Source organism: Cocleimonas sp. KMM 6892 (genome assembly GCF_035798195.1).
Taxonomy (GTDB): domain Bacteria; phylum Pseudomonadota; class Gammaproteobacteria; order Thiotrichales; family Thiotrichaceae; genus Cocleimonas; species Cocleimonas flava.
The window spans coordinates 1,012,252-1,035,797 of record NZ_JAPFBV010000001.1; the positions used below are offsets into that span (position 1 = coordinate 1,012,252).

The following is a 23,546-nucleotide window of genomic DNA, read 5'->3' on the forward strand; positions in this document are numbered from 1 at the left end:
GTGTATTAAATATAGATGGATGATTATTTACGCTGAAACTTTGCTCATTGATTGGCTAGTGGCAAAATCGAGCATGCGTTGTGTCGATCTAAGTGCCTTTACGCGCACTTCTTCATCAACGAAAATTTCATTATTTCCGTTCTTCAACACTTCTAATAAATTGTGCAGGCCGTTCATAGCCATCCATGGGCAATGTGCACAACTCACACAGGTTGCACCATCACCATGAGTCGGCGCAGGAATGAAAACTTTGCCGGGTGCTTCTTGCTGCATTTTGTAGAAAATCCCTTTGTCGGTGGCAACAATGAATTCCTTATTTGGCATTTCTCTCGCGGCATTGATAATTTGGGTGGTTGAACCAACAACATCAGCCATCGCGATAATTTCTTCGGGAGATTCAGGATGCACCAGAACACCAGCATCAGGATGCTTTTCGATAAGCTCGCCCAATGATCGGGTTTTGAATTCGTCGTGCACGATGCAGGCGCCTTGCCAGCGTAACATCTCAACACCCGAAACTTTCTGAATGTAATTACCGAGGTGTTTGTCAGGTGCCCATAATACTTTTTTACCTTGTTTGCCGAGCCAGCTGACTAAGTCTAAAGCGATACCCGAAGTAACCACATAATCAGCACGTGCTTTTACATCCGCGCTGGTATTGGCATAAACCACAACGGTATGGTCAGGGTGCGCATCACAAAATGGTGCAAAATCTTCAATTGGACAACTAAGGTCCAGAGAACATTCCGCTTCGAGTGTTGGCATTAACACGCGTTTTTCAGGGGTCAGAATTTTTGCCGTTTCACCCATGAAACGAACGCCGGCAACAATTAATGTTTTGGCAGGATGTTCGTTACCAAACTTTGCCATGTCGAGTGAATCAGAAACGTAACCACCGGTTTCTTCTGCAAGTTCTTGCAGTTCTTGATCAACATAGTAATGCGCAACCAAGACGGCATCCTGTTCTTTCAGGAGTTTTTTAATCTCATCTTTGACGGCTTCTTTTTCTTCGGGCGTGTAATGTGGGCTCAAATTTTCGATTTGTGCCGTTACCGGAACTTTAAATTCAGGAATGATGGGTGCTGTAACAGTAGACATGTTTTATACTTTGGGTCTCGAATCCTAGATTTCAACAGTATATCAATCCATGTCAGATAAAAATACCAGTAAACCTTTAGTTCTCGTCGATGGTTCATCGTACTTATTCCGTGCGTTTTACGCATTACCATCGAGCCTTACCAGCCCAGACGGGATGCAAACTAACGCGATTCACGGCGTGTTAAATATGCTCGATAGATTGAGGAAAGATTATCAGCCAGATCACATGGCGGTAATTTTTGATGCGAAGGGTAAAACCTTCCGTAATGACATGTTCCCAGAATATAAAGCCACGCGCCCACCAATGCCGGATGAGTTGCGCGATCAAATCGAGCCGCTACACAAGATTATCGAAGCACAAGGCTACCCGATGATTGTGATGCCAGGTGTTGAGGCTGATGATGTGATCGGCACCATGTCGAAACTGTATGACGGTGATGTAATCATCTCTACCGGCGATAAAGATATGGCGCAATTGGTGGATGACCAGATCAGTTTGATCAACACCATGTCGAATAGCTTCCACGATCGCGCAGGCGTGATTGAAAAATACGGTGTGCCACCAGAACGCATTCGAGATTATTTAGCGTTGATGGGGGATAAGGTCGACAATATTCCGGGTGTACCAAAAGTGGGGCCGAAGACTGCTGTTAAGTGGTTGACCGAATACGATTCTCTCGACGCGATCATGCAAAACGCGGATAAATTTGGTGGCAAGATTGGTGAAAACTTACGTGAGTCATTGGAGTTTTTGCCGTTATCGTATGAATTGGTGACGATTAAATGTGATCTTGAGCTGGATGTATCGCCAGAGTACTTAAGCTTTAACAAAGAAAATAAACAGCTACTGGCCGAGCTTTATCAAAAGTATGGTTTCCGTACGCGTTTAAGCAATTTGCAATCAACCTCAGATACGCCGATTCAGTTAAAACCTGAAGCCGTAGGTTCTAATAGTGATAGCGAAGAAATTGGTATCCCGGAAATAGAAGAGATTAAAGAAGTCGACTATCAAACGATTCTTACTGAAGAACAGTTAGATAGCTGGATTGCAGATTTAAAAGATTCAAAATTATTCGCGTTCGATACTGAAACAACCAGTCTTGCCTATATGGACGCCAGAGTGGTTGGGATGTCATTTTGTATTAAAGCAGGCACAGCGGCTTATTTACCGCTAGCACATGATTATGTGGGAGTGCCTCAGCAACTGAATTTCAATGAAACTTTGGCCAAGCTGAAACCACTGCTAGAAGACCCAACCATTCTTAAAGTCGGTCAAAATCTGAAATATGACCGTTCTGTGTTGCTAAATCACGATATCGAGCTAAAAGGTATCGCGCATGACACCATGCTGGAATCTTATGTTCTGGATTCGGTATCTAATCGCCATGATATGGATACGCTGTGTGAAAAACATCTCGGTCACATCAATGTGAAATTTGAAGACGTTGCGGGTAAAGGTAAAAAACAACTCACGTTTAATCAGATTCAAATCGACGATGTCGTACAAGAAAGTGATGATCCGGATGTTGAGGCGACAGTGACTCGCGGCGCTGCCTATTACGCCGCAGAAGATGCAGATATGACATTGCGCCTGCATAATTTCTTCTGGCCACAATTAAAACCGCGTCAGTCTCAGGAAAAACTGTATCGTGAAATTGAAGTGCCGTTATTAAAAGTGTTGTCCGATATCGAGCGCAACGGTGTATTGGTTAATGCTGAAATGTTGGCTAAGCAAAGCGAAGAATTGACGGTTCGAATGAAAGAGTTGGAACAGGATATTTATGAATCTGCAGGTGGTGAATTCAACTTAGGTTCACCAAAACAAATTCAGGAAATTTTCTTTAATGAAGATAAGCTCAATCTTCCGGTTATTCGTAAAACACCGAAAGGTCAGCCATCAACCGCTGAAGATGTGTTGCAGGAATTGGCGGAAGAGCACGATGTACCACGTTGGTTATTAGAGCATCGTGGTCTGAGCAAGTTGAAATCGACTTATACCGAAAAATTACCATTGGAAATAAACCCTCAAACCGGCAGGGTGCACACCTCTTATCATCAGGCGGTTGCGGCGACAGGTCGTTTGTCATCGAGTAATCCGAACTTGCAGAATATTCCCGTGCGTAATGCGGAAGGTAGACGTATTCGACAGTCGTTTGTGGCACCTGAAGGTTTTAAAATTTTAGCGGCTGATTATTCGCAAATAGAATTACGCATCATGGCGCATTTGTCGGGTGACGATGGTTTGGTAGAGGCGTTCTCGCAAGGTAAAGATATCCACAGAGCGACAGCTGCTGAAATTTTTGAAGTAGGGTTGGATGACGTTCAAACCGAGCAACGTCGTGCAGCAAAAGCCGTCAACTTTGGTCTTATTTACGGTATGTCGGCATTTGGTTTGGCGAAGCAGCTCAAGGTTTCTCGTACTGAGGCTGCTGAATACGTGACTAAATATTTCAAGCGTTATCCGGGTGTTAAACATTATATGGAAGACACCCGCGAAAAAGCCAAAGAGGATGGCTACGTAGAGACACTTTTCGGTCGTCGCCTATACCTACCAGAAATTAATGCTAAAAACGCCATGAGGCGTCAATACGCGGAGCGTACGGCAATTAACGCGCCGATGCAGGGCACAGCCGCAGACATTATTAAAGTTGCGATGATTGGGGTGAATGATTGGTTGCGAGAAGGCACCAGCAATACCACCATGATTATGCAGGTGCATGATGAATTGGTGTTTGAAGTTGCTGAAGATGAAATCGAAGCTGTCCAATCAAAGATTATAGAGCGTATGGTGAATGCCGCTAAACTTGATGTGCCGTTAGTTGTAGATACAGGTCTTGGTATTAACTGGGATGAAGCTCATTAGCGTTTATTGTTAATTATTCAACTTTCACTAAACTTTTTTTAAAAAGTTTGATCTGAACTTAAGATTTGTACGTACAGCTTATATGCATAAATTGTGCTGTTATACCGAATAAATACATTTACTTCTAAATCGAAACTTCTTAAATAAAATAAAGGATGGATAATTACAATGAGAATTAATCATTTCAAAAAAATGCTAGTGATCATGGGTCTTGCTGTTTCAGTATCTGCTTCTGCAGACATCATCAAGAAAGCGAGCGCGCATAGTGTCAAAGAAACTATGGATAAATTTGAAGCACTTGCTAAATCTAAAGGTATGGATATTTTTGCACGCGTTGACCACACTAAGAATGCGGCGGGCGTTGACATGAAAATGAATGAAGCAGAAGTATTGATTTTCGGAAACCCAAAAGGTGGCACTGTGATCATGAAGAAAGATCCTGCTGTATCTCTGGATTTACCACTAAAAGTTGCGGTTTATAAAGATGATGCCGGGAAAGTGTGGTTGAGTTACCGTAATCCGCAAGATCTTGCGAAAGATTATGATGTGGCTGACGTGCCAGTATTGGGAAAAGTTGAAACGGGCCTGGATAAATTAACGACTGCTGTAACTAAGTAGAAAATTTGTAAAAAACGCTCAAAAGTAGGGGGGTGGCTTTTGCTGATTCACCAAGAACCAGAAAAGGCACCCCCCTACTTATAAGCAGTTTTTTTAAGATCTAACGCTTGTCTATCTTCACGTAATCTCTTTTATCTTCACCTGTGTATAACTGGCGAGGTCTGCCAATTTTAGAACCAGGGTCACCCATCATTTCATTCCACTGAGAAATCCAGCCTACCGTTCTTCCTAGAGCGAACAATACGGTGAACATGTTTAATGGAATACCCATTCCGAGGAAGATGATGCCTGAGTAGAAATCAACATTTGGATATAAGTTACGCGACACGAAGTATTCATCTTCCAGCGCAATCTTCTCAAGTTCCATCGCAGTTTCAAGTAGCTTCTTGTGCTCTGGGTTGCTGAAGGTGTTTTCTGCAATCATCTCATGACAGGTTTTTCTAATAATTTTGGCGCGCGGATCGTAATTTTTGTAAACACGATGTCCGAAGCCCATTAATCTGAAACGGTCTTTAGGATCTTTCGCTCTATCAATAAAGTCTGAAATTGGTTTGCCAGACTCATTGATTTCAGTAAGCATTTGAATAACAGCTTCGTTAGCACCACCGTGAGAAGGTCCCCATAGAGAAGCGATTCCGGCTGCAATAACAGCAAATGGGTTAGCTTCAGAACTACCCGCTAAACGAACTGTAGAGGTTGAAGCATTTTGTTCGTGGTCGGCGTGTAAGACCAGAATCATATCCAGTGCTTTTTCCATCAATGGATCAACTGTATACGGCTCTGAAGGCATTGAGAACATCATGTGCAAGAAGTTGGCGCTGTAGCTTAAAGAGTTCTTAGGGTATACAAATGGCATTCCCTTAGAGTAGCGATAACTCCAGGCAGCGATAGTTGGCATCTTTGCGATAAGACGATGAGCCGCATCCATACGATCTTCCTGACTATGTACATCTTCATCTTCATGATAGAAAGAGGATAATGCGCCGACAACACCAACCATGGTAGCCATAGGGTGAGCATCACGTCTGAAGCCTAAGAAGAATGTTTTTAATTGCTCCTGAAGCATCGAACGCGTACGTATTGATTCTTCAAACTCTTCTAATTCTTTTTCGTTAGGTAGTTCGCCGTTTAATAACAGGTAACATGTCTCCAGAAAAGAGCTTTCTTCAGCTAATTGCTCGATAGGGTAACCACGGTATTCGAGGATTCCTTTGTCACCATCAAGATAAGTGATTTTACTTTCACAACTTGCCGTAGACATAAAGCCTGGGTCATAAGTGAAGTAGCCTAATTCTTTATAAAGGCTGCGTACATCCACCGTCATAGGGCCACTAGTAGGCTTGTATAAATCTAACTCAATCTGCTTGCCAGTGCGGTTATCAATTAGCGTTACGCTATCTCTCTTGGACATACTCTTACTTCTCCAATCTCTTATTCGTAGGAAATTATTATATAAATTGTGATATTAATTTTTTTTTAGATTACTTGTTATTTAAATACGGCGACTAAATCACTCTGATCGAGGATTCTCTAACATCAAGATTAATCGAATAACAATTTCACCACGTTTGGTGACAAGTAAATTTTTGATGTTATTAACCATCGTTTAAGGGTAGGAAATAAAACACTATTAGGAAAATGAATAGCTTCAATCGTAAGCATTAAAGATGGCTAGATAAGTGTATACATAAAAAAGGCTCCTATGAAGGAGCCTTTTTATTAATCAATGTAATTATCTACATAGATTAGTCTACGTGAGCAGCACCTGCACCCTGAGGTACACGGATATGTTCAACAAGCTCTTGTACATCTTGTGGTACTTCAGCAGTCATTCTAGAAACAATGTGTGCAACTGCAAAGTTAGCTAATGCGCCAACAGCACCAAATGCATTTGGAGATATTCCAAAGAACCAGTTTTGTTCCATGCCACCCATGAAAGATGTACCAGGGATAAACATGATTCCTTTGTGTTGGAATACATATAGCATCGTTACAATGATACCTGTAAGCATACCAAGGATCGCGCCTGTTCTATTTACTCGCTTAGAGAAAATACCCATCATCAGAGCTGGGAATAGAGACGAAGCTGCAAGTCCAAAGGCTATCGCAACCGTACCAGCCGCAAAATCGGGCGGATGCAATCCGAGATAACCGGCTCCTAGGACGGCGAAGGCCATCGCTATTCGACTGGCGAGTAGCTCGCTTTTCTCAGAGATATTGGGGGTTAGAATACCTTTCAATAAATCATGAGAGATGGATGAAGCAATCGCAAGTAACAATCCGGCAGCAGTTGATAGTGCGGCAGCTAGACCACCAGCAGCAACTAATGCAATAACCCAGTTTGGTAGTTTCGCAATTTCTGGATTAGCAAGTACCATGATGTCACGGTCAACTTTAACCATTTCATTGGTTGCTTTATCAGCAGTGTATTGGATCTTGCCATCACCATTCTTATCTTCAAATGCTAGTAGGCCTGTCTTTTCCCAGTTTTTGAACCACTGAGGACGCTCTGCATAAACAAGGTAATCGCCTTTAGTAGGTTCGATAGTCTGCATCAAGTTAAGACGAGCCATCGCACCAACAGCAGGAGCTACTGTGTATAGTAATGAGATAAATACTAATGCCCAAGCCGCAGATCTTCTTGCGCCTGCAACGTTAGGAACTGTGAAGAAACGAGTGATAACGTGTGGAAGACCAGCAGTACCGAACATCAATGTTAGTGTGTAAACAAACATATTGAGTCTGTTGTCCATTCCAGCAGTTGTATATTCTTTAAAGCCTGTGTCTGTAAGAACGGCGTCAAGTTTATCGAGTAGATAAGTGCCATCTGCCATCGTGCCACCCAAACCAAGCTGTGGTAATGGATTGCCAGTTAGCTGCATAGAGATAAATACCGCAGGAACTGTATAAGCAAAGATAAGAACTACGTACTGAGCAATCTGTGTATAAGTGATACCTTTCATTCCACCCAGTGTTGCGTAGAAGAATACGATCGCCATACCTACGTAAAGACCCGTATCATAATCAAGCTCTAAGAAACGAGAGAAAGCTACTCCGATACCCTTCATCTGTCCGATTACATAAGTAACAGAAGCAAGGATCAAACAAATAATAGCTACAAGACGTGCTGTTCTTGAGTAGAAACGATCACCGATGAATTCAGGTACCGTAAACTTACCGTATTTACGAAGGTAAGGAGCTAGAAGCATCGCTAGTAGTACATAACCACCAGTCCAACCCATTAAGAATACAGAAGCGCCGTATCCGTTAAAGGCGATTAAACCAGCCATACCAATGAAAGATGCCGCTGACATCCAGTCGGCAGCAGTAGCCATACCATTCAGGATTGGGTGAATACCTTTACCTGCAACGTAAAACTCGCCAGTTGATGCAGCGCGTGCCCAAACCGCGATACCTAGGTATAACGCAAACGTTAAGCCTACTACGATATATGTTAGTGTTTGTAATTCCATTTATTAATCCTCTTCCACGCCAAATTTGCGATCTAACGCATTCATACGCCAAGCGTAGAAAAAGACTAGAGCTACAAAAGTATATATTGAACCTTGTTGTGCGAACCAGAAACCTAACTTATATCCACCAAGGCGGATTTCATTAAGTGGTTCAACAAGCATGATGCCAAATAAGTATGAAACAACGAACCAGATAACTAGACAGATCATCACTAGTCTTAAATTGGCCTTCCAATAGGCCTTCGCATTATTTTCACTTTCTTGCGACATAAACTTCTCCTTATAGTCTACTTAAAATCTTGTTAAAGCAGCAACCAATGCTTTAAAGATTCCGGCGAAGATAGCATAACGACCTGTAAAGGTCTTTTATTGGAGATAGAATTATTTTAATGATTAAGATTAGTACTACTTAGTTTATTAATATTATCCCTTAGTCTTTTCATTGTAGCCATTGATCAATAGTTGGTTATTTTCTATACAGTTTCCTCTATGATGATGTTTTGATTTAATACCATAAATTATTAAAAAATCTAGGTATATAAAGACGTAGAGCAGAAGCTGGAAATAGTGATTACCAATAAATCATTTCGTGTTTTTCTAAAGTCGAATATCGTTAAGAAAGAATAACTAAGAAAGAAATAGAACCACAAATATGAAAACATATATTTTAGGATTATCAGCATATTATCATGACAGTGCAGCGGCACTCGTTTGTGATGGAGAGGTTGTGGCTGCTGCGCAAGAAGAACGTTTCACGCGAAAAAAACACGATCCTGCCTTCCCCGCTCATGCGATTAAATATTGTTTAAAAGAAGCTGGTATCACTCATAACGATATCAGCTCGGTGGTTTTTTATGATAAACCATTGTTAAAGTTTGAAAGACTTTTAGAGACTTATTTGTCTTATGCACCAAGCGGATTTCGTTCGTTTTTAACAGCAATGCCAATCTGGCTAAAAGATAAATTATTTTTGAAAAAAACACTTAAAAGAGAACTGTCTTCTGTGTTCTCTATTGGTGAGAATGAAATACCTGAGTTGCTGTTTAATGAGCACCATCAATCTCATGCGGCGTCTGCTTTTTTTCCATCGCCTTATGAGAAAGCGGCAGTTTTATGTCTTGATGGTGTGGGTGAATGGGCCACAACATCCATGTGGATTGGTGATGGAAACGAGTTAACGCCGCAGTGGGAAATCGATTTTCCGCATTCTCTGGGGCTGCTATATTCGGCTTTTACCTATTACACAGGGTTTCGTGTTAACTCTGGTGAATACAAGTTAATGGGTTTGGCGCCTTATGGTGAACCTAAATATGTCGATTTGATTTTAGATAATTTGATCGATCTGAAAGAAGACGGTACGTTTAAATTGAATATGAAATACTTCAATTACGCTACTGGTCTTACGATGACGAATAAAAAGTTCGCTGATTTGTTTGGTGCTCCTGCACGACAGCCCGAAGGTGAACTTACTCAAAAAGAAATGGATATCGCGCGTTCTATTCAGTGGGTCACAGAAGAAGTGGTGCTGCGTTTGGGTAGAAGTGTGCATAAAGAAACCGGTCTGGATTATTTATGCCTTGCTGGTGGAGTTGCACTTAACTGTGTATCTAATGGAAGGTTGCTCCGAGAAGGTCCGTTTAAAGGTATCTGGATTCAACCCGCTGCTGGAGATGCCGGTGGTGCGGTAGGTGCTGCTTTATCTGCTTATCATCAGTATATGGATAAGCCACGGACCTTGCAGTTGCCTGATGCAACAAAAGGTTCTTATCTCGGGCCAAAATTTAGTAATGAACAGATAACAAGCTATTTAGACAAGATAGGAGCCGATTACACGCATGTCGAAGATGATCAATTAATGCCTAAACTTGCTGAAGTTATGCAAGGTGAGAAAGTTGTTGGTTGGTTTCAGGGACGCATGGAATTTGGTCCGCGTTCTTTAGGTGCGCGCTCTATCATTGGTGATGCAAGAAGCACCAAAATGCAAACCGTGATGAATTTAAAAATCAAATATCGTGAGTCCTTCAGACCTTTTGCTCCGGTTGTTAAGTTCGATAAAGTCTCAGAATGGTTTGAACATGAGGGCCCAAGCCCTTATATGTTGATCGTAGCGCCTGTAAAAGAAGATAAGCGAAACGTGATGAGCGCAGAACAAGATAAGCTTTTTGGTATTGATAAACTCAATATCCCGCGATCTCAAATACCAGCGGTTACCCATGTTGATTACTCTGCGCGTGTGCAAACCGTGCATCCGGAGACCAACCCAAGGTTTTACCATCTATTGGATGCTTTTGAAGAAAAGACAGGTTGCCCTGTTCTGGTTAATACTTCATTCAATGTGCGTGGCGAGCCAATTGTGAATACGCCAGAGGATGCATACAGATGCTTTATGCGGACTGAAATGGATTATTTGGTGATGGAAAATATTTTAATAGATAAGACTACTCAGCCAGAATGGAAAGAAGAAGGCGACTGGCGTAATGAGTTCGCTTTGGATTAAAGCAATATTATCGTAACTAAGAATAGACTATAAATATGACCGCAGATACTCAAACAGTGGAAGTGACAAAATCAGATTTAAGAAAATTTGGTTTTATTATGGGAGGGATGATCGCCTTAATGTTTGGCTTATTCTTTCCCTGGGTTTTTGATAAAACCAGCGAAAATTGGCCAATATGGCCATTCATCGTGATGGCTGTTTTCTTTGCTTTGGCAATCGTGATGCCTGAAATTTTACGCCCAGTTAATCATTACTGGTTAAAGATTGGCAATGTTTTAGGGTTTATAAATAGCCGTATTATTTTGGGAGCAATGTTCTATTTAATGATTTTTCCGATTGGCATGATCTTGAAGGTTTTAGGGAAAGACAGCATGGAAAGAAAGTTAGAAGAGAAAGCTGAAACGTATAGAAAAATAACAAAGGTACGAGAAAAGGATCATCTGAAAAAGCCTTTTTAATCTTTGTAGTAATTAATGAATGAGATAGTGATAGGAATTAGACATGTTAGATTTATTGGGTGACTTATGGTCATTTATGCGTGAGCGCAAAAAGTTTTGGTTGGCACCAATTATTTTGGTCATGGTGTTATTGGGCGCGCTATTAGTGCTTGCTCAAGGTTCGGCAATAGCCCCCTTTATTTATACTTTATTCTAATTAAAGCAAAATGAAAATTAACCTGGAGTTTAATAAAGCAGAACGATGAAAAACGTATTCGGAAACTTGATACTACTGTGTGTGAGTCTCTCTATCATGTTTGTAATAGGTGAGGTGGCTAGCCGATATGTTAGCCCTATATCACCTGGTCCAAGCATTTTGGATATGCAGGGAAATAAACAGCGAATCAGTTATGTATCGCCGAATAAGCAGTTTCGAATAATTACTCCTGATTACGATGCGGTCACAAACATTACACCTGATGGCTATCGAGCTCCTGCGAGTAAGGGTAATCCGGAGGTGGTTTTTATCGGGGATTCTTTCACCTATGCTCAAGGGGTGAAAGATCATGAGGCTTTTCCGGCCATTTATTGCAACGCTAAAAACCTTAATTGCGCCAATTTATCGGTGCCTGGTTCCAGTACTTTGTATGAAGTCGATCGACTTGAGTCTTATATAAAGGATAAGGGCTGGCGACCTCAAAAGGTAAATTTCTTCTTTTTTACGGGTAATGATTTTGGTGATAATTTAATCGCTGATGAATTGCGCTCCCAAGGACAAGGCTATGAGCCTGGTGAATTGAATTTAAATCCTGATGCTGAAAACAATAAAGGAACGGTTGAGAAGATTATCGATTTTGGTTTAAAGCATTCAAATTTATTGCGAGTCGCCTATTACAAAGTATTGCCCATTATTCGAAATGATCCTGAAGAAGCTGAAGCGCAGCTAAACAAGTCGCTGAATATTGCTGGTGGGGAGTTTAAACGATTGGATCAACTCAGTAAGGCTTATGGCTTTGAGTATGAGGTTTTTGTGATTTTTCCAGAGCCTGAAATTATTCACAATAAGTATCAGGAATTAGGCAAGAAGTTACAGGCTATTTCACCCAAACCTTTAGTCATATTGGGAGATGTATTTAAAAATAATACTAAAGACTACTTTTTCCCAAGTGATGGTCACTTTAACGTTGAAGGCAATAAAAAGCTTGCGGAGTATTTAATCGCTAGATAATTGGGTATTTTTCGGAAGAAAAAAGTGCCTGTAAGTGGGGAGGTGGCTTTTAAATTTATTGCTAATTAGGGTTTGCTAAATTTGATTAGCTTTTTCCAAAAACATGGCATCGCCATAACTAAAGAAGCGATATTTCTCTGCTACTGCATGCTCATAGGCAGACATGATATTTTCATAGCCACTGAATGCAGAAACTAGCATGAGCAGCGTGGACTCGGGTACATGGAAGTTTGTCACCATCGCATCTACTACGTTAAATTTAAAACCAGGAGTTATAAAGAGTCGTGTATCGCTCGCAAAAGGCTCGAGCTTACCTGTTTCTTTTGCGGCAGATTCTAAGCTGCGCACACTGGTCGTTCCAACAGCAACTACTTTGCCACCTCTGGCTTTGCATGCCGCCACAGCATCACAGGTTTCCTGGGTGACTTCTACCCATTCGGCGTGCATAACATGATCTTCAAGATTGTCGACTCGTACGGGTAAGAAAGTTCCAGCGCCGACGTGAAGCGTAATCTGGGCTGTTTCGACGCCTTTATCTTTTAAAGATTGCAATAATTCATCGGTAAAGTGCAGTCCAGCAGTGGGTGCTGCAACAGCGCCGACTTTATCGGCAAATACTGTTTGGTAGCGTTCTTTGTCTGCTTCTGTGTCTTCTCTTTCAATATAGGGAGGCAGTGGAATATGTCCATATTGATCGAGTAGTTTGAAGATGGATTCTTCGTTCTTAAATTTAATTTCATAGAGTGCATCGTGTCGATCTAGCACTTCTGCATTGATTGCACTTTCTAACAAAAGGCACCCCCCCACTTTAGGGGATTTATTTGCGCGAATATGTGCAAGTGCACGATGATCGTCTAATACTCGTTCAATCAATACTTCTACTTTTCCGCCGCTCTCTTTAAAGCCATTAAGGCGCGCAGGTATTACACGGGTATCGTTGAAGATGAGTAAATCGTTGGGCTGAATCAGGTCAACGATATCTGAAAAGTGTTTGTCATGAACTTCAGCTGGAGTGATTCCAGCATTTAAATGAAGTAAGCGACTAGCCGTTCTATCTTCTAAAGCTTCTTGAGCGATAAGCTCTGGAGGAAGCGAATAACTAAAGTCACTCAGCTGCATTAGAACGAGTCGAACTGATTATTCTTGAGGGCGTTTTTTTACAACGACACCTGCATCACCGCGAATGATTGCTTTGCCATCGACTAAGCAAGAAACTTTCATTTTAACGCGGCCAGTTTTTTCATTGATTTCAGCAACTTCAGCACGTGCTGTTACTTCTTCATCAATAAAAGCAGGCTTGCGGAAGCGCATGTTTAATTCAACAAATATTGCTCCAGGACCCGGTAGGTCGTTACCTAGAACGGCAGAAATCAGAGAAGCTGAAAGAGCTCCATGGGCAATTCGTTTCCCAAACATAGTAGTTGCTGCATACTCAGCATCCATGTGTACTGGATTAAAATCGCCTGAAAGTTCTGCAAAGGCATTGATTTTATCAGCAGAAACGACCATGGTCTTTTCTGCTGCCATCCCGATGGTTAAATCTTCGAGATAGTAGCCTTGTTGATTAGATGTTGTCATAAAGTTTCACTTCTATAAAAGTGGTGCCAGTGGTCGGAATCGAACCGACACTCCCAGAGGGAACAGGATTTTGAATCCAGCGCGTCTACCAATTCCGCCACACTGGCACAGATTCAAGCGCGGAAGTATATCACTTGTTTTAAAAAACAAAAGGGGGAAGTTGAGTTAAATCAACGTGACTTTCCTTTTTCGGATATATCATTCAGTTATAATGTTTAAAAATAGGAGTTAAATATGTTTGGAGAGAATCACGATCTACACCATGAGTTTCCTGAGTACAAAGAAAAAATTCATGAATTAAAAATGAATGATGCGCATTTTCAGCGTTTATTTAAGGAATACGATGAAATTGTTCATCAGATAACACGGGTAGAACAGGAAATCGAAACACCATCAGATGATGTTATCGAAGAAATGAAGAAGCAGCGCCTGCATTTAAAAGATCAATTATTTGCAATGCTCAAAGCTGAAGAATAATTATTTAGAATTGTAAAAATGCAGTAAACAAAAAAGCCGGGCCACTGTTAAGTGACCCGGCTTTTTTATTGCTTAAATTTCTTAATACAGTCTTAATGTAGAATTAAGAGATTGCTTTAAGCAGTGTAGATCCCATTTCAGAAGGGTTAAGTGTCACGTGCGCACCAGCTTCTTCAAGAGCATCAATTTTTGACTGAGCAGTACCTTGACCACCAGAAATGATAGCGCCAGCATGGCCCATACGTTTTCCTGGAGGAGCAGTAACACCTGCGATGAAGCCAACAACTGGCTTAGTCATGTTTTCTTTCATCCATGCAGCACATTCTTCTTCATCAGTACCGCCGATCTCGCCACACATAACAACTGCATGTGTTTCTGGATCATCGTTAAACATCTTCATTACATCAAGGTGCTTCAATCCATTAACTGGATCGCCACCAATACCAACACATGATGACTGGCCAAGGCCAAGTTGTGTTACTTGATGTACTGCTTCATAAGTTAATGTTCCAGAACGAGATACGATTCCGATATTACCTTTCTTATGAATGTAACCAGGCATGATTCCGATCTTAACTTCTTCAGGAGTGATAACACCTGGGCAGTTAGGACCAACAAGAATAGTCTTGCTGTTCATTTTGCGCATACGGTCACGAGTTTTGATCATATCCGCAACTGGGATACCTTCTGTGATACAGATAACCAAATCAAGTTCAGCATCTACCGCTTCGTCGATTGCAGCAGCTGCAAATCTAGGTGGCACATAGATAACAGAAGCATTAACGCCGTGTTCTGCTTTAGCATCAGCTACATTGTTGTATACAGGTACGCCTTGAACTTCCTGGCCTTCTTTGCCTGGCGTAACACCAGCAACAAAACAGTCTCTACCAAATGCATAGTCTAAGCATTGCTTGGTATGGAATTCACCTGTTTTACCTGTGATACCTTGAGTAACAATACGTGTATCTTTGTTTATTAAAATAGACATGTGTGAACTCCTTAAGCTTTAACTGCAGCTACGATTTTCTCTGCTGCATCAGCCATAGTGGTAGCTGTTTGTAATTTAACATCAGACTCATCAAGAATCTGGCGACCTTTTTCAACGTTGGTGCCTTCTAGACGAACTACCAATGGAACTTTCATGTCTACTTGTTTTGCAGCAGCTACAATACCTTCTGCAATAACGTCACACTGCATGATACCACCGAAGATATTAACTAGAATGCCTTCAACATTTTCATTACCAAGCATGATTTTGAATGCTTCAGTAACTTGCTCAGCATTCGCTCCGCCACCTACATCAAGGAAGTTTGCAGGATCGCCACCGTATAATTTGATGATGTCCATGGTTGCCATTGCAAGTCCTGCACCGTTAACCAAACAACCGATATTGCCATCTAGAGAGATGTAAGATAAATCCCATTTAGATGCTTCAATTTCGTTAGCGTCTTCTTCGTCAAGGTCGCGGTAAGCAACGATTTCTGGTTGACGGTAAAGTGCGTTTGAATCGATGTTGAATTTTGCGTCAAGAGCAATAACACGCTTGTCGCCAGTGATAACAAGAGGATTAATCTCTGCAAGTGATGCATCAGATTTAACAAATGCTTCATAAAGACCAGCTAAGAAATCAGCGCCTTCAGAAATTGCTTCAGCAGGCATGCCAATTTTTGCACAAACGTCTTCAGCTTCGGCTCTGTTTAGACCTTCAGTTGGATCAACGTAAATCTTGATGATTTTCTCAGGAGTTTCTTCTGCAACTTCTTCGATACTCATGCCGCCTTCAGAGCTACACATAAGAACAACTTTTTGTGTCTCGCGGTCAACTAAAGCACCTACATAGAGTTCATCCGCAATATCTGCGCCTTCTTCTATATATAGTCGTTTAACTTCTTTTCCTTCTGGACCAGTTTGGTGAGTTACTAACTGCATGCCTAAGATAGCATCAGCGTATTCACGAACTTGCTCCATAGAAGTAGCAACTTTTACTCCGCCGCCCAAGCCTCGTCCACCTGCGTGAATCTGTGCTTTTACGACCCATACTTTGCCGCCCAATTTTTCCGCCGCTGCAACGGCTTCATCAACTGAGAAGCAAGCTATACCACGTGGAGTAGTAACTCCATATTTTCTCAGGATTTCTTTACCCTGATATTCATGTACGTTCATCTTTTTCTCTGATAAGTGAAATGATTAATGCGTGTTATAGCTAAATTATCAGCTAAACACATGGCTTCTATATAACGGCGGCTATCATACAGATAAATGCCGTGAATCGGTAGCAAGCAAACTAATAGAAGGCATAAAGTGATAATATATAAGGGTTTGCTTGTGTATCAGTACTAATAATATCTAGATATACCATTATTATAGCTTTGTTTGAGGGAGCTTATTATTATTTTGAATAATTGCAGGTATAATCGATTTTACTTAAAATTTTTAGAGATATTTCCGTATGGGACGCATTTTTCTTGTTCTCGTTCTGCTGGCAGTCAGCTTGTATGTTGTAAAATACCTTCGAACAAAGCTGGATGAATCACAAAAGAAGATAAAAAAAGACAGCAATACGACCTCTGATAAAAACAAAATGGTCAAATGTCTTAATTGTGGTTTACATATTCCAGAAAAAGAAGCGATAAAAATAGGGGATAAGGTATTTTGCAGTCTGGAGCACGCACAGGAGAAATTGTAGGAAGTATTGGGGGTGTTAGTTCTTCAGAAATAGTTGTATCTACAGATCCTTGGGCACCGATACAGTTATACAGTGTTTATAGGCTGATTCTAGCTGGTATTCTATTGGTTTTAAGTTTAACCGAGGTTTCTGCGGTTCGGATTGGTGGTTACGATGAAGTCGTGTTCTCACAAGCCGTTAATATCTATCTTGGGGTTGCTGTACTAGGTATTTTCCTTGCTCATTTCAGGCAACCTGGTGCAAATTATCAGGTATATCTAAACTCTGTTTCAGACATAGTTTTTCTTTTAATCGTTGCCTATAGCAGCGGTGGTATTACCTCTGGCCTTGGAATTCTTCTTTTATTACCCGTTATTCTGCCAAGTATTTTAAGTCCCGGGCAAATATCTTTATTACTCTCCGCATCAACAGTTATTGCATTATTGGGGTTAGAGACTTATTTGCACTCTCTAAATGTGGATTCAAGCAATGAAATCTTCCACACGGGCGTGCTTTCCCTTTTTATCATGGTTATTTCTTTGGCGGCTGGTAGCTGGTTTGAGAAAGCTTCAAAAACGGCGGAACTGGCTAAACGCCGTGGTATCGATTTAGCGAATCTTTCACAGTTGAATCAATCGATACTCGATCAATTGCAAACCGGAATCATAGTATTAGATCATCAGGCGTGTATAAGGCATTTGAATCCAACAGCGTGGGATATGCTGGGCCAACCCGGGGACTGGAGAGAGAAAACATTAAAGGAATTTGCGCCTGAATTACACTCTCATCTAGATTATTGGCGGCATAATGTTTCTCCCAAAGTCGCGAGTTACGATATAAAGCATTGGAAGTCTACGGAGTTTACTATGCGGCTTTCCCAGTTGGGGATTAAGAATCAGGGCGTTGTATTGATGTATTTGGAAGATACTAGAATGCAACGTGAAAAGCAGCAAGATGTGAAAATGGCTTCTTTAGGTCAATTAACCGCCAATATTGCACATGAAATCCGAAATCCTTTAGGTGCGATTAGTCATGCGGCACAATTACTTTCAGAGTCTCCTGTTTTAGATAAAGCAGATGAAAGAATGATTCAAATTATTCAAGCGAACTCAAAACGCATGAATGGCACCATAGAAAGCGTATTAAATCTCTCACGTAAAAGTAATCCAAAGCGGGAAAACATCAGATTAAAACTCTGGTTAAATGATTTTATCAACGATTTTGTAATGCAATCTTCATTACAAAAGAATCAGGTTAGTCTGTTTTTAGATGTTCCTGATGCTGCTATCCAGTTTGATCCAACACATTTACATCAAGTCATGTGGAACCTGTGCCGTAATGCAGAAAAGTATGCGCGAGATGATGTGTCTGAGTTGCATATAGACATTCAAGGAACGCACCCAAGTCATACCAGAGACATTATGCTGAGCATTATTGATAATGGAAAAGGTGTGCCAGATAAAAATATTGATCGGTTGTTTGAGCCTTTCTTCACTACAAGCTCAAAAGGAGAAGGTACGGGACTTGGTTTATTCATGGCGAGAGAGCTGTGTTTAAGCAATGGCGCCTCGCTCGAATATATTAAGCTACCAGCCGGTGGTAGCTGTTTTAGATTGATTTTTTCACAGTCTAATTTAGAGAACTAATATTTAGATAATTAAAATAAGAATAGATAAAAAGTAAAAATAATAAGTAAAAGAGAAAAATAAGATGACTCAACGTGTACTAGTTATTGATGATGAACCAGATATTCGCGAACTATTAGAACTAACACTGCTTCGAATGGGCTTGGAAACAGCTACTGCCGGAACGGTTAAAGATGGATTGTTGGAAATACAAAATTTCCAGCCTGACTTGTGTTTAACTGATATGAAACTTCCTGATGGAACTGGATTTGATATTGTTAGATATATCCAGAGAGAACATTCACACGTTCCTGTTGCTGTAATCACTGCGTTTGGCAGTATGGAAGGCGCGGTTGAGGCGTTAAAAGCAGGAGCCTATGACTTCGTTTCAAAACCTGTGGACCTCGCTAAATTAAGGGATTTAGTGCAAACGGCTTTGAAGCTTTCGCAAAAAGGCGGACCAGATGCATCCTCAGGAAACGCTGAATACGATGCTGGTTCGAATCCAATTATTGGAGAATCTCCTGCGATAGAGCTGTTAAAGAAGACGATAGCGAAATTAGCGCGAAGTCAGGCTCCAGTATTTATTCATGGTGCTTCAGGTACAGGTAAAGAATTAGTCGCGAAACAAATACACCTGCAAAGCCCACGATCGTCTGGTGCTTTCGTTCCCGTTAACTGTGGTGCGATCCCGGAAAGTTTGATGGAAAGTGAATTTTTCGGTCATAAAAAAGGCAGTTTCACCGGGGCTGTAGAAGATAAGGCTGGATTATTCCAGGCAGCACATCATGGTACTTTATTCCTTGATGAGGTGGCTGATTTACCGCTGAGTATGCAAGTAAAATTGCTACGTGCAATACAGGAAAAAGCAGTAAAGTCAGTAGGTGGTGTGGAAGAAGTATCAATTGACACACGCATTTTAAGTGCGACGCATAAAAATCTCGAAGAAGAAGTCGAAAAAGGTCATTTCAGACAAGATCTGTATTACAGATTAAATGTCATCAAATTAGACGTGCCTTCTTTGGAAGAGCGTGGAAATGATATTCTATTACTGGCTGAGCACTTTTTGAATCTGATTGCTGAAAGGTGGCAATTACCTAAAGCCGCTCTTTCCAATGAGTCGATAAAGGTATTATCTAATTATCCTTTCCCTGGCAATGTGCGTGAATTAGAGAATATTTTAGAGCGCGCTTGTACTTTATCTGATGGTGAATTCATAGAACCAGAAGATCTACAACTGTCTTCAATAGCAACAGATGTAAGATCTGTGGTTAAAAACGAGCCAATTTTAGAGCGATCGCTCGAAAAACCGGACTTTTCGTCAGGGAATGAGAAAGAGCAAATATTACATGCACTAAATCAGACGCGATGGAACAGAACCGCTGCTGCAAAGACGTTGGGGATGACTTTTAGACAGTTGAGATACAGAATTAAAAAATACGATTTAGATCAATTACCTTAGCAATTTGATATAAATCAATAAAAATTAGACGTTTTGTCATTTGTTTACTATTCTTATTTGGCAAGAAACCACCCGCTAAATAAGGAATTATTATATGCCAATAAAAATAACGCTTAATAAAGCAGTATTATTTTCGACACTCCCGTTACTATTTGCATCACAAACAGCATACTCCGCTGGCTTTGCATTAATTGAAAATTCCGCAGCTGGAATGGGCAAAGCTTTTGCAGGAGCCGCAGCGGCAGCTGAAGATGCATCAACAGTATGGTTTAACCCAGCAGGCATGGACTATTTGGGCAAAAGTCTGGACGGAAAATCACTGGTTACTCAAGCTGGACATATCGTTTCAGCAAAAACAAAATACACTGACAAGGGCTCAACAGCACCAGCGGCACTGAATGCACAACTTGGCGGAGTAGATGAGAACAAGAGAATCACTAGTTTCATACCTAATTTATATTATGTGAAGCCAGTAAATGAAAAATTACACTTTGGCCTAGGTATAAATGGTCCTTTTGGTTCTAAAACCGATTACGATAAAGACTGGTATGGTCGATATCAATCTACCTTGACAGATCTTTTGTCTATCAATATTAATCCGGCATTATCATGGAAAGCTAGCGACAAATTAAGTCTGGGGGCTGGAGTTAATGCGCAATATGTAAAACTTACTTCATTGTCAGCAGCTATTGATTCCGCTGGTTTTTGTCGAAGCGCAGCTATCCAAACTGGAAATTCAGACTTATTTAGTGGTTGTAATGCCGTATATCCGAATGCAGCACAACCGGAAACAGATTCTTACAATGAACTCACTGGGGATAGCATTGCATTTGGTTATAATCTCGGTCTCCTCTATCAACCTACAGATAAAACTCGATTGGGCTTAAGTTACCGTTCTAAAGTTAAGCACGATGTTGATGGTGAAGTTAAATTTGATCTAGATCCCGGCTTAACTGCAGTTTCTCTTAATGGGGTTCCTCAACTTCAAGATAGAGATGTAAAAGCATCTGTTGAGCTACCAGATTCCTTGTCTTTCTCTGTTGCGCATAAAGTGAACGATAAACTCGAATTGCTTGGAGATATCACCTGGACTGGGTGGAGCTCGTTTCAAGAGTTAAAAGTAACTGAAGTTGATGGTGTTACTGAAGTTTCAACGACTCCTGAAGAATGGGAAGATGTTTATCGTATTTCTGTCGGTGCAAATTATAAATATAACGAGAAATTAACACTTCGTACTGGTGTTGCTTATGATGAAGAGCCAATTCCTTCAGCAGAATTACGCACACCAAGAATTCCAGGAAATGATCGTACGTGGATTTCGTTTGGCGCAGGTTATAAGTGGAGTAAAAATCTAGATCTTGATTTTGGTTACTCGCATCTATTCTTAAAAGAAACCGCTATTGATAATCCGGGTGAAAATGGATATGCAGTACGTGGTACTTATAAAAGCAGTGTGGACATTCTTAGTGCACAACTTAACTATAAATTTTAAGGGGAGCGTATAATGAGAATATCTACAAAATTAACAGCAACTTTTGCGTCTGTATTATTTTTAACAGCTTGTGGTGGGGGTTCAAATCACGATTTTGATACGCCTATCGAAACGGTTGAAGCTGCTCCACCTAATGGGCCAATTTTTGACCCGGCAGCTGGTAAGTTACCAACGACAAATGATTTATTTTTCCAGGGTTCAGCAGACGGTACTCTAAATATACCGAATACAACTGATAGCCCAGTAATTCCGCAAATCAATACATTGGATGGTTTCTCAACCAGTAACCCAATAATTGCTGACTTTGGAATGGCTCTTGATCAATCTAGCTTGACTGTGGGTGATTCAATTAGAATCTTCCAGGTTTCAAAAGATTTATCGACTGGCGCAGTAACTGGAATAGAGCGTGAAGCAACAGCGGCTGAATTTACGGCTGCTGCGATTGGTGATGGATCTACCTTGGCTTTGATTCCAAATGCCCCAATGGCTGAAAGTACTAGTTTTATGGTTGTACTAACCAACAAAATTAAAGGTGCTGATGGTTCAAATGCAGTGAGTGCAAGTGCGTATATCATTGCAAGAAGTACTGTTCCTTTAACAGGTGGTGATTACAACGATTTAGAACCACTTCGACAGTCTGTTAATAACCATGAAACGGTTGCAAGTGCTTTGGGTGGTGTTGATAAAGACAGTATTGTATTGACCTGGTCTTTCACTACTCAATCAATCACTCCTGTGCTTTCTGCTGTTGAAGCGAGTGCAAAAGCTGAATCATTAATTGTTGTACCTACGGGTCAATCTACCAATGATGTAAACAGCAGTTTAATGGGATCAGCAAATGTCTATGTGGGAACTCTGGATGTTCCTTATTACTTAGAAACACCGTCGGCAGAAAATCCTACAGCACCTCTTACGGGTTACTGGATGGGAGCTGGTGGAAGTTCTCTAACGCGTTTTAATCCGGCACCTGTCGCTAATACAACATTGACTATTCCTGTGATGATGACGATGCCTCAAGGCGAAGCTCCGGTTGAAGGTTTTCCGGTTGTTATTTACCAGCATGGTATAACGAGAAATAGAACAGATGTTTTGGTCTATGCCGATGCAATGGCTAATGCTGGATTTGCAGTAATCGCTATTGATCTACCTATGCATGGGGCATCTAAAACGGTCACAGTTGGCGATGTGGAAGTACCTAATCCATTCCACGCAAGTAATACAGACTTCAATGAGACAGAGCTTTCTTTCGATCTGGATTTTGTTAACAACACAACGGGTGAAGCTGGACCAGATGGTATTATCGATGCCTCAGGTACTCACTTTATAAATCTACAAAGTCTTCTGACGTCACGAGATAATATAAGACAAGGTGTTGCAAACCTTCTTACCTTACGTAAAAGTTTAGGTAATATTGTGAATGGTATGGATGGTTCTACTATCAAAATAGATACCAGTAAAACAGGCTTTGTAGCGCATTCTCTCGGTGGAGTAGTTGGAACGACTTATCTAGGTGTTGAGACTCAGTCATTACCGAGCTCAGTAGTAACAGCAGGTGCGCCAATCAGTAAGATTCTAATTGATTCTGATTCGTTTGGACCTCGTATCGTTGCTGGTCTTGAAGCTCAGGGTGTGACAGGTGATGATCTGACTGCATTCTATCAGGCAGCACAGTGGATTGTGGATTCTACAGATCCAGTTAATTTCTCGAGTAAAGCTGTAGCTAACAATGCTATCCACATGATCAAAGTCATCGATGATGGCACCGTACCTAATTCAAGTACGGATGTTCTCTCAAGCTTAATCGGGGCAAGCGCAGTTAGCTCAACAGTTACTGATATTGCGCCGGGTAATGCAGGTATTGTTACTTTCAATAAAGGAGCACATAGTTCTCCACTTACGCCAGCAGGCCCGAATGGTGCATTAGAGTATCTTGATGTGTTCACTGAAATGCATACTCAATTGGCTACTTTCCAGGGTTCAGGTGGTACAACAATACTCATTAGTAATCCTGAGATTATTGAATAAAGCGTATT

At 41.0% G+C, this 23,546-nt stretch carries 19 protein-coding genes, 1 tRNA gene and 1 pseudogene; 12 read left to right on the plus strand and 9 right to left on the minus strand.

Annotated features, from left to right (window positions below):
• Window positions 1-27: 27 nt before the first annotated feature.
• The gene (gene nadA, locus OO007_RS04560; RefSeq protein ID WP_131904817.1) at window positions 28-1,098 is read right to left on the minus strand and encodes a quinolinate synthase NadA; all 1,071 of its coding nucleotides are present in this window, start codon (window positions 1,096-1,098) and stop codon (window positions 28-30) included.
• Window positions 1,099-1,147: 49 nt separating this feature from the next.
• Here nadA and polA point away from each other — a divergent pair, with 49 nt between their 5' ends.
• Complete coding sequence (gene polA / locus OO007_RS04565) at window positions 1,148-3,961, plus strand: DNA polymerase I (RefSeq protein WP_325807908.1); 2,814 nt, start codon at window positions 1,148-1,150, stop codon at window positions 3,959-3,961.
• A gap of 168 nt (window positions 3,962-4,129) precedes the next feature.
• Window positions 4,130-4,579: a DUF302 domain-containing protein gene (locus tag OO007_RS04570; RefSeq protein WP_131904819.1), complete on the plus strand. Its 450-nt coding sequence runs from the start codon at window positions 4,130-4,132 to the stop codon at window positions 4,577-4,579.
• Window positions 4,580-4,679: 100 nt separating this feature from the next.
• Here OO007_RS04570 and OO007_RS04575 read toward each other — a convergent pair whose 3' ends face one another.
• From OO007_RS04575 to OO007_RS04585, 3 genes are all read right to left on the minus strand, one after another.
• On the minus strand, window positions 4,680-5,990 hold the full coding sequence (locus tag OO007_RS04575) for a citrate synthase (protein WP_131904820.1): 1,311 nt from the start codon (window positions 5,988-5,990) through the stop codon (window positions 4,680-4,682).
• Between the two features lie 334 nt (window positions 5,991-6,324).
• Window positions 6,325-8,052: a sodium:solute symporter family protein gene (locus OO007_RS04580; RefSeq protein ID WP_131904821.1), complete on the minus strand. Its 1,728-nt coding sequence runs from the start codon at window positions 8,050-8,052 to the stop codon at window positions 6,325-6,327.
• A 3-nt stretch (window positions 8,053-8,055) separates the two neighbouring features.
• Window positions 8,056-8,322, minus strand: coding sequence for a DUF4212 domain-containing protein (locus tag OO007_RS04585; RefSeq protein WP_131904822.1), 267 nt, complete (start codon window positions 8,320-8,322; stop codon window positions 8,056-8,058).
• Window positions 8,323-8,704: 382 nt separating this feature from the next.
• Here OO007_RS04585 and OO007_RS04590 point away from each other — a divergent pair, with 382 nt between their 5' ends.
• Genes OO007_RS04590 through OO007_RS04605 form a run of 4 tightly spaced genes read left to right on the plus strand, consistent with a single transcriptional unit; the run spans window position 8,705 to window position 12,214 of the window.
• Window positions 8,705-10,549, plus strand: a complete 1,845-nt coding sequence (locus tag OO007_RS04590) for a carbamoyltransferase family protein (RefSeq protein WP_325807909.1) — start codon at window positions 8,705-8,707, stop codon at window positions 10,547-10,549.
• A 35-nt stretch (window positions 10,550-10,584) separates the two neighbouring features.
• Window positions 10,585-11,007, plus strand: a complete 423-nt coding sequence (locus tag OO007_RS04595) for an SxtJ family membrane protein (RefSeq protein ID WP_325807910.1) — start codon at window positions 10,585-10,587, stop codon at window positions 11,005-11,007.
• A 43-nt stretch (window positions 11,008-11,050) separates the two neighbouring features.
• Window positions 11,051-11,203, plus strand: a complete 153-nt coding sequence (locus OO007_RS04600; protein WP_165874622.1) for a DUF5989 family protein — start codon at window positions 11,051-11,053, stop codon at window positions 11,201-11,203.
• A gap of 45 nt (window positions 11,204-11,248) precedes the next feature.
• Entirely contained in the window at window positions 11,249-12,214 is a 966-nt protein-coding gene (locus OO007_RS04605; RefSeq protein WP_325807911.1) for an SGNH/GDSL hydrolase family protein, read from the plus strand.
• A 75-nt stretch (window positions 12,215-12,289) separates the two neighbouring features.
• Here the strand turns inward: OO007_RS04605 and queA are convergent, their stop codons facing one another.
• The 3 genes from queA to OO007_RS04620 form a co-directional block, all read right to left on the minus strand.
• Window positions 12,290-13,333 carry a tRNA preQ1(34) S-adenosylmethionine ribosyltransferase-isomerase QueA gene (gene queA / locus OO007_RS04610; RefSeq protein WP_325807912.1) on the minus strand — a complete coding sequence of 348 codons (1,044 nt, stop codon included), beginning with the start codon at window positions 13,331-13,333 and terminating at the stop codon, window positions 12,290-12,292.
• A gap of 18 nt (window positions 13,334-13,351) precedes the next feature.
• Window positions 13,352-13,792 carry a MaoC family dehydratase gene (locus OO007_RS04615; protein ID WP_131904827.1) on the minus strand — a complete coding sequence of 147 codons (441 nt, stop codon included), beginning with the start codon at window positions 13,790-13,792 and terminating at the stop codon, window positions 13,352-13,354.
• A 21-nt stretch (window positions 13,793-13,813) separates the two neighbouring features.
• A tRNA-Leu gene (locus tag OO007_RS04620) sits at window positions 13,814-13,899 on the minus strand.
• Between the two features lie 127 nt (window positions 13,900-14,026).
• Between OO007_RS04620 and OO007_RS04625 the strand changes: the two genes are divergently transcribed.
• Complete coding sequence (locus OO007_RS04625; protein ID WP_131904828.1) at window positions 14,027-14,269, plus strand: YdcH family protein; 243 nt, start codon at window positions 14,027-14,029, stop codon at window positions 14,267-14,269.
• Window positions 14,270-14,372: 103 nt separating this feature from the next.
• Here OO007_RS04625 and sucD read toward each other — a convergent pair whose 3' ends face one another.
• Window positions 14,373-15,257 (minus strand): succinate--CoA ligase subunit alpha, encoded by an 885-nt coding sequence (sucD, locus tag OO007_RS04630; RefSeq protein ID WP_131904829.1) that lies wholly within the window; start codon window positions 15,255-15,257, stop codon window positions 14,373-14,375.
• 11 nt (window positions 15,258-15,268) lie between these two features.
• A pseudogene (gene sucC, locus OO007_RS04635) lies at window positions 15,269-16,435 on the minus strand (ADP-forming succinate--CoA ligase subunit beta); the annotation flags it as partial.
• A gap of 283 nt (window positions 16,436-16,718) precedes the next feature.
• Between sucC and OO007_RS04640 the strand changes: the two are divergent.
• From OO007_RS04640 to OO007_RS04660, 5 genes are all read left to right on the plus strand, one after another.
• A complete protein-coding gene (locus tag OO007_RS04640) occupies window positions 16,719-16,955 on the plus strand; it encodes a PP0621 family protein (RefSeq protein ID WP_131904831.1) in 237 nt (78 codons plus the stop codon).
• On the plus strand, window positions 16,922-18,580 hold the full coding sequence (locus tag OO007_RS04645; RefSeq protein WP_131904832.1) for a two-component system sensor histidine kinase NtrB: 1,659 nt from the start codon (window positions 16,922-16,924) through the stop codon (window positions 18,578-18,580). The genes OO007_RS04640 and OO007_RS04645 overlap by 34 nt, the downstream gene beginning before the upstream one ends.
• A gap of 64 nt (window positions 18,581-18,644) precedes the next feature.
• Window positions 18,645-20,021, plus strand: a complete 1,377-nt coding sequence (locus OO007_RS04650) for a sigma-54-dependent transcriptional regulator (protein WP_131904833.1) — start codon at window positions 18,645-18,647, stop codon at window positions 20,019-20,021.
• A 94-nt stretch (window positions 20,022-20,115) separates the two neighbouring features.
• Window positions 20,116-21,513 (plus strand): OmpP1/FadL family transporter, encoded by a 1,398-nt coding sequence (locus OO007_RS04655; RefSeq protein WP_325807913.1) that lies wholly within the window; start codon window positions 20,116-20,118, stop codon window positions 21,511-21,513.
• A 12-nt stretch (window positions 21,514-21,525) separates the two neighbouring features.
• Window positions 21,526-23,538, plus strand: coding sequence for a lipase (locus tag OO007_RS04660; RefSeq protein WP_325807914.1), 2,013 nt, complete (start codon window positions 21,526-21,528; stop codon window positions 23,536-23,538).
• The last annotated feature ends 8 nt before the right edge of the window (window positions 23,539-23,546 follow it).

What these genes read in the sequence shown, in the direction of transcription:
- nadA (WP_131904817.1), bottom strand. Translation starts at nt 1,098, where the DNA reads ATGTCTACTGTTACAGCACCCATCATTCCTGAATTTAAAGTTCCGGTA.
- polA (WP_325807908.1), top strand. Translation starts at nt 1,148, where the DNA reads ATGTCAGATAAAAATACCAGTAAACCTTTAGTTCTCGTCGATGGTTCA.
- OO007_RS04570 (WP_131904819.1), top strand. Translation starts at nt 4,130, where the DNA reads ATGAGAATTAATCATTTCAAAAAAATGCTAGTGATCATGGGTCTTGCT.
- OO007_RS04575 (WP_131904820.1), bottom strand. Translation starts at nt 5,990, where the DNA reads ATGTCCAAGAGAGATAGCGTAACGCTAATTGATAACCGCACTGGCAAG.
- OO007_RS04580 (WP_131904821.1), bottom strand. Translation starts at nt 8,052, where the DNA reads ATGGAATTACAAACACTAACATATATCGTAGTAGGCTTAACGTTTGCG.
- OO007_RS04585 (WP_131904822.1), bottom strand. Translation starts at nt 8,322, where the DNA reads ATGTCGCAAGAAAGTGAAAATAATGCGAAGGCCTATTGGAAGGCCAAT.
- OO007_RS04590 (WP_325807909.1), top strand. Translation starts at nt 8,705, where the DNA reads ATGAAAACATATATTTTAGGATTATCAGCATATTATCATGACAGTGCA.
- OO007_RS04595 (WP_325807910.1), top strand. Translation starts at nt 10,585, where the DNA reads ATGACCGCAGATACTCAAACAGTGGAAGTGACAAAATCAGATTTAAGA.
- OO007_RS04600 (WP_165874622.1), top strand. Translation starts at nt 11,051, where the DNA reads ATGTTAGATTTATTGGGTGACTTATGGTCATTTATGCGTGAGCGCAAA.
- OO007_RS04605 (WP_325807911.1), top strand. Translation starts at nt 11,249, where the DNA reads ATGAAAAACGTATTCGGAAACTTGATACTACTGTGTGTGAGTCTCTCT.
- queA (WP_325807912.1), bottom strand. Translation starts at nt 13,333, where the DNA reads ATGCAGCTGAGTGACTTTAGTTATTCGCTTCCTCCAGAGCTTATCGCT.
- OO007_RS04615 (WP_131904827.1), bottom strand. Translation starts at nt 13,792, where the DNA reads ATGACAACATCTAATCAACAAGGCTACTATCTCGAAGATTTAACCATC.
- OO007_RS04625 (WP_131904828.1), top strand. Translation starts at nt 14,027, where the DNA reads ATGTTTGGAGAGAATCACGATCTACACCATGAGTTTCCTGAGTACAAA.
- sucD (WP_131904829.1), bottom strand. Translation starts at nt 15,257, where the DNA reads ATGTCTATTTTAATAAACAAAGATACACGTATTGTTACTCAAGGTATC.
- OO007_RS04640 (WP_131904831.1), top strand. Translation starts at nt 16,719, where the DNA reads ATGGGACGCATTTTTCTTGTTCTCGTTCTGCTGGCAGTCAGCTTGTAT.
- OO007_RS04650 (WP_131904833.1), top strand. Translation starts at nt 18,645, where the DNA reads ATGACTCAACGTGTACTAGTTATTGATGATGAACCAGATATTCGCGAA.
- OO007_RS04655 (WP_325807913.1), top strand. Translation starts at nt 20,116, where the DNA reads ATGCCAATAAAAATAACGCTTAATAAAGCAGTATTATTTTCGACACTC.
- OO007_RS04660 (WP_325807914.1), top strand. Translation starts at nt 21,526, where the DNA reads ATGAGAATATCTACAAAATTAACAGCAACTTTTGCGTCTGTATTATTT.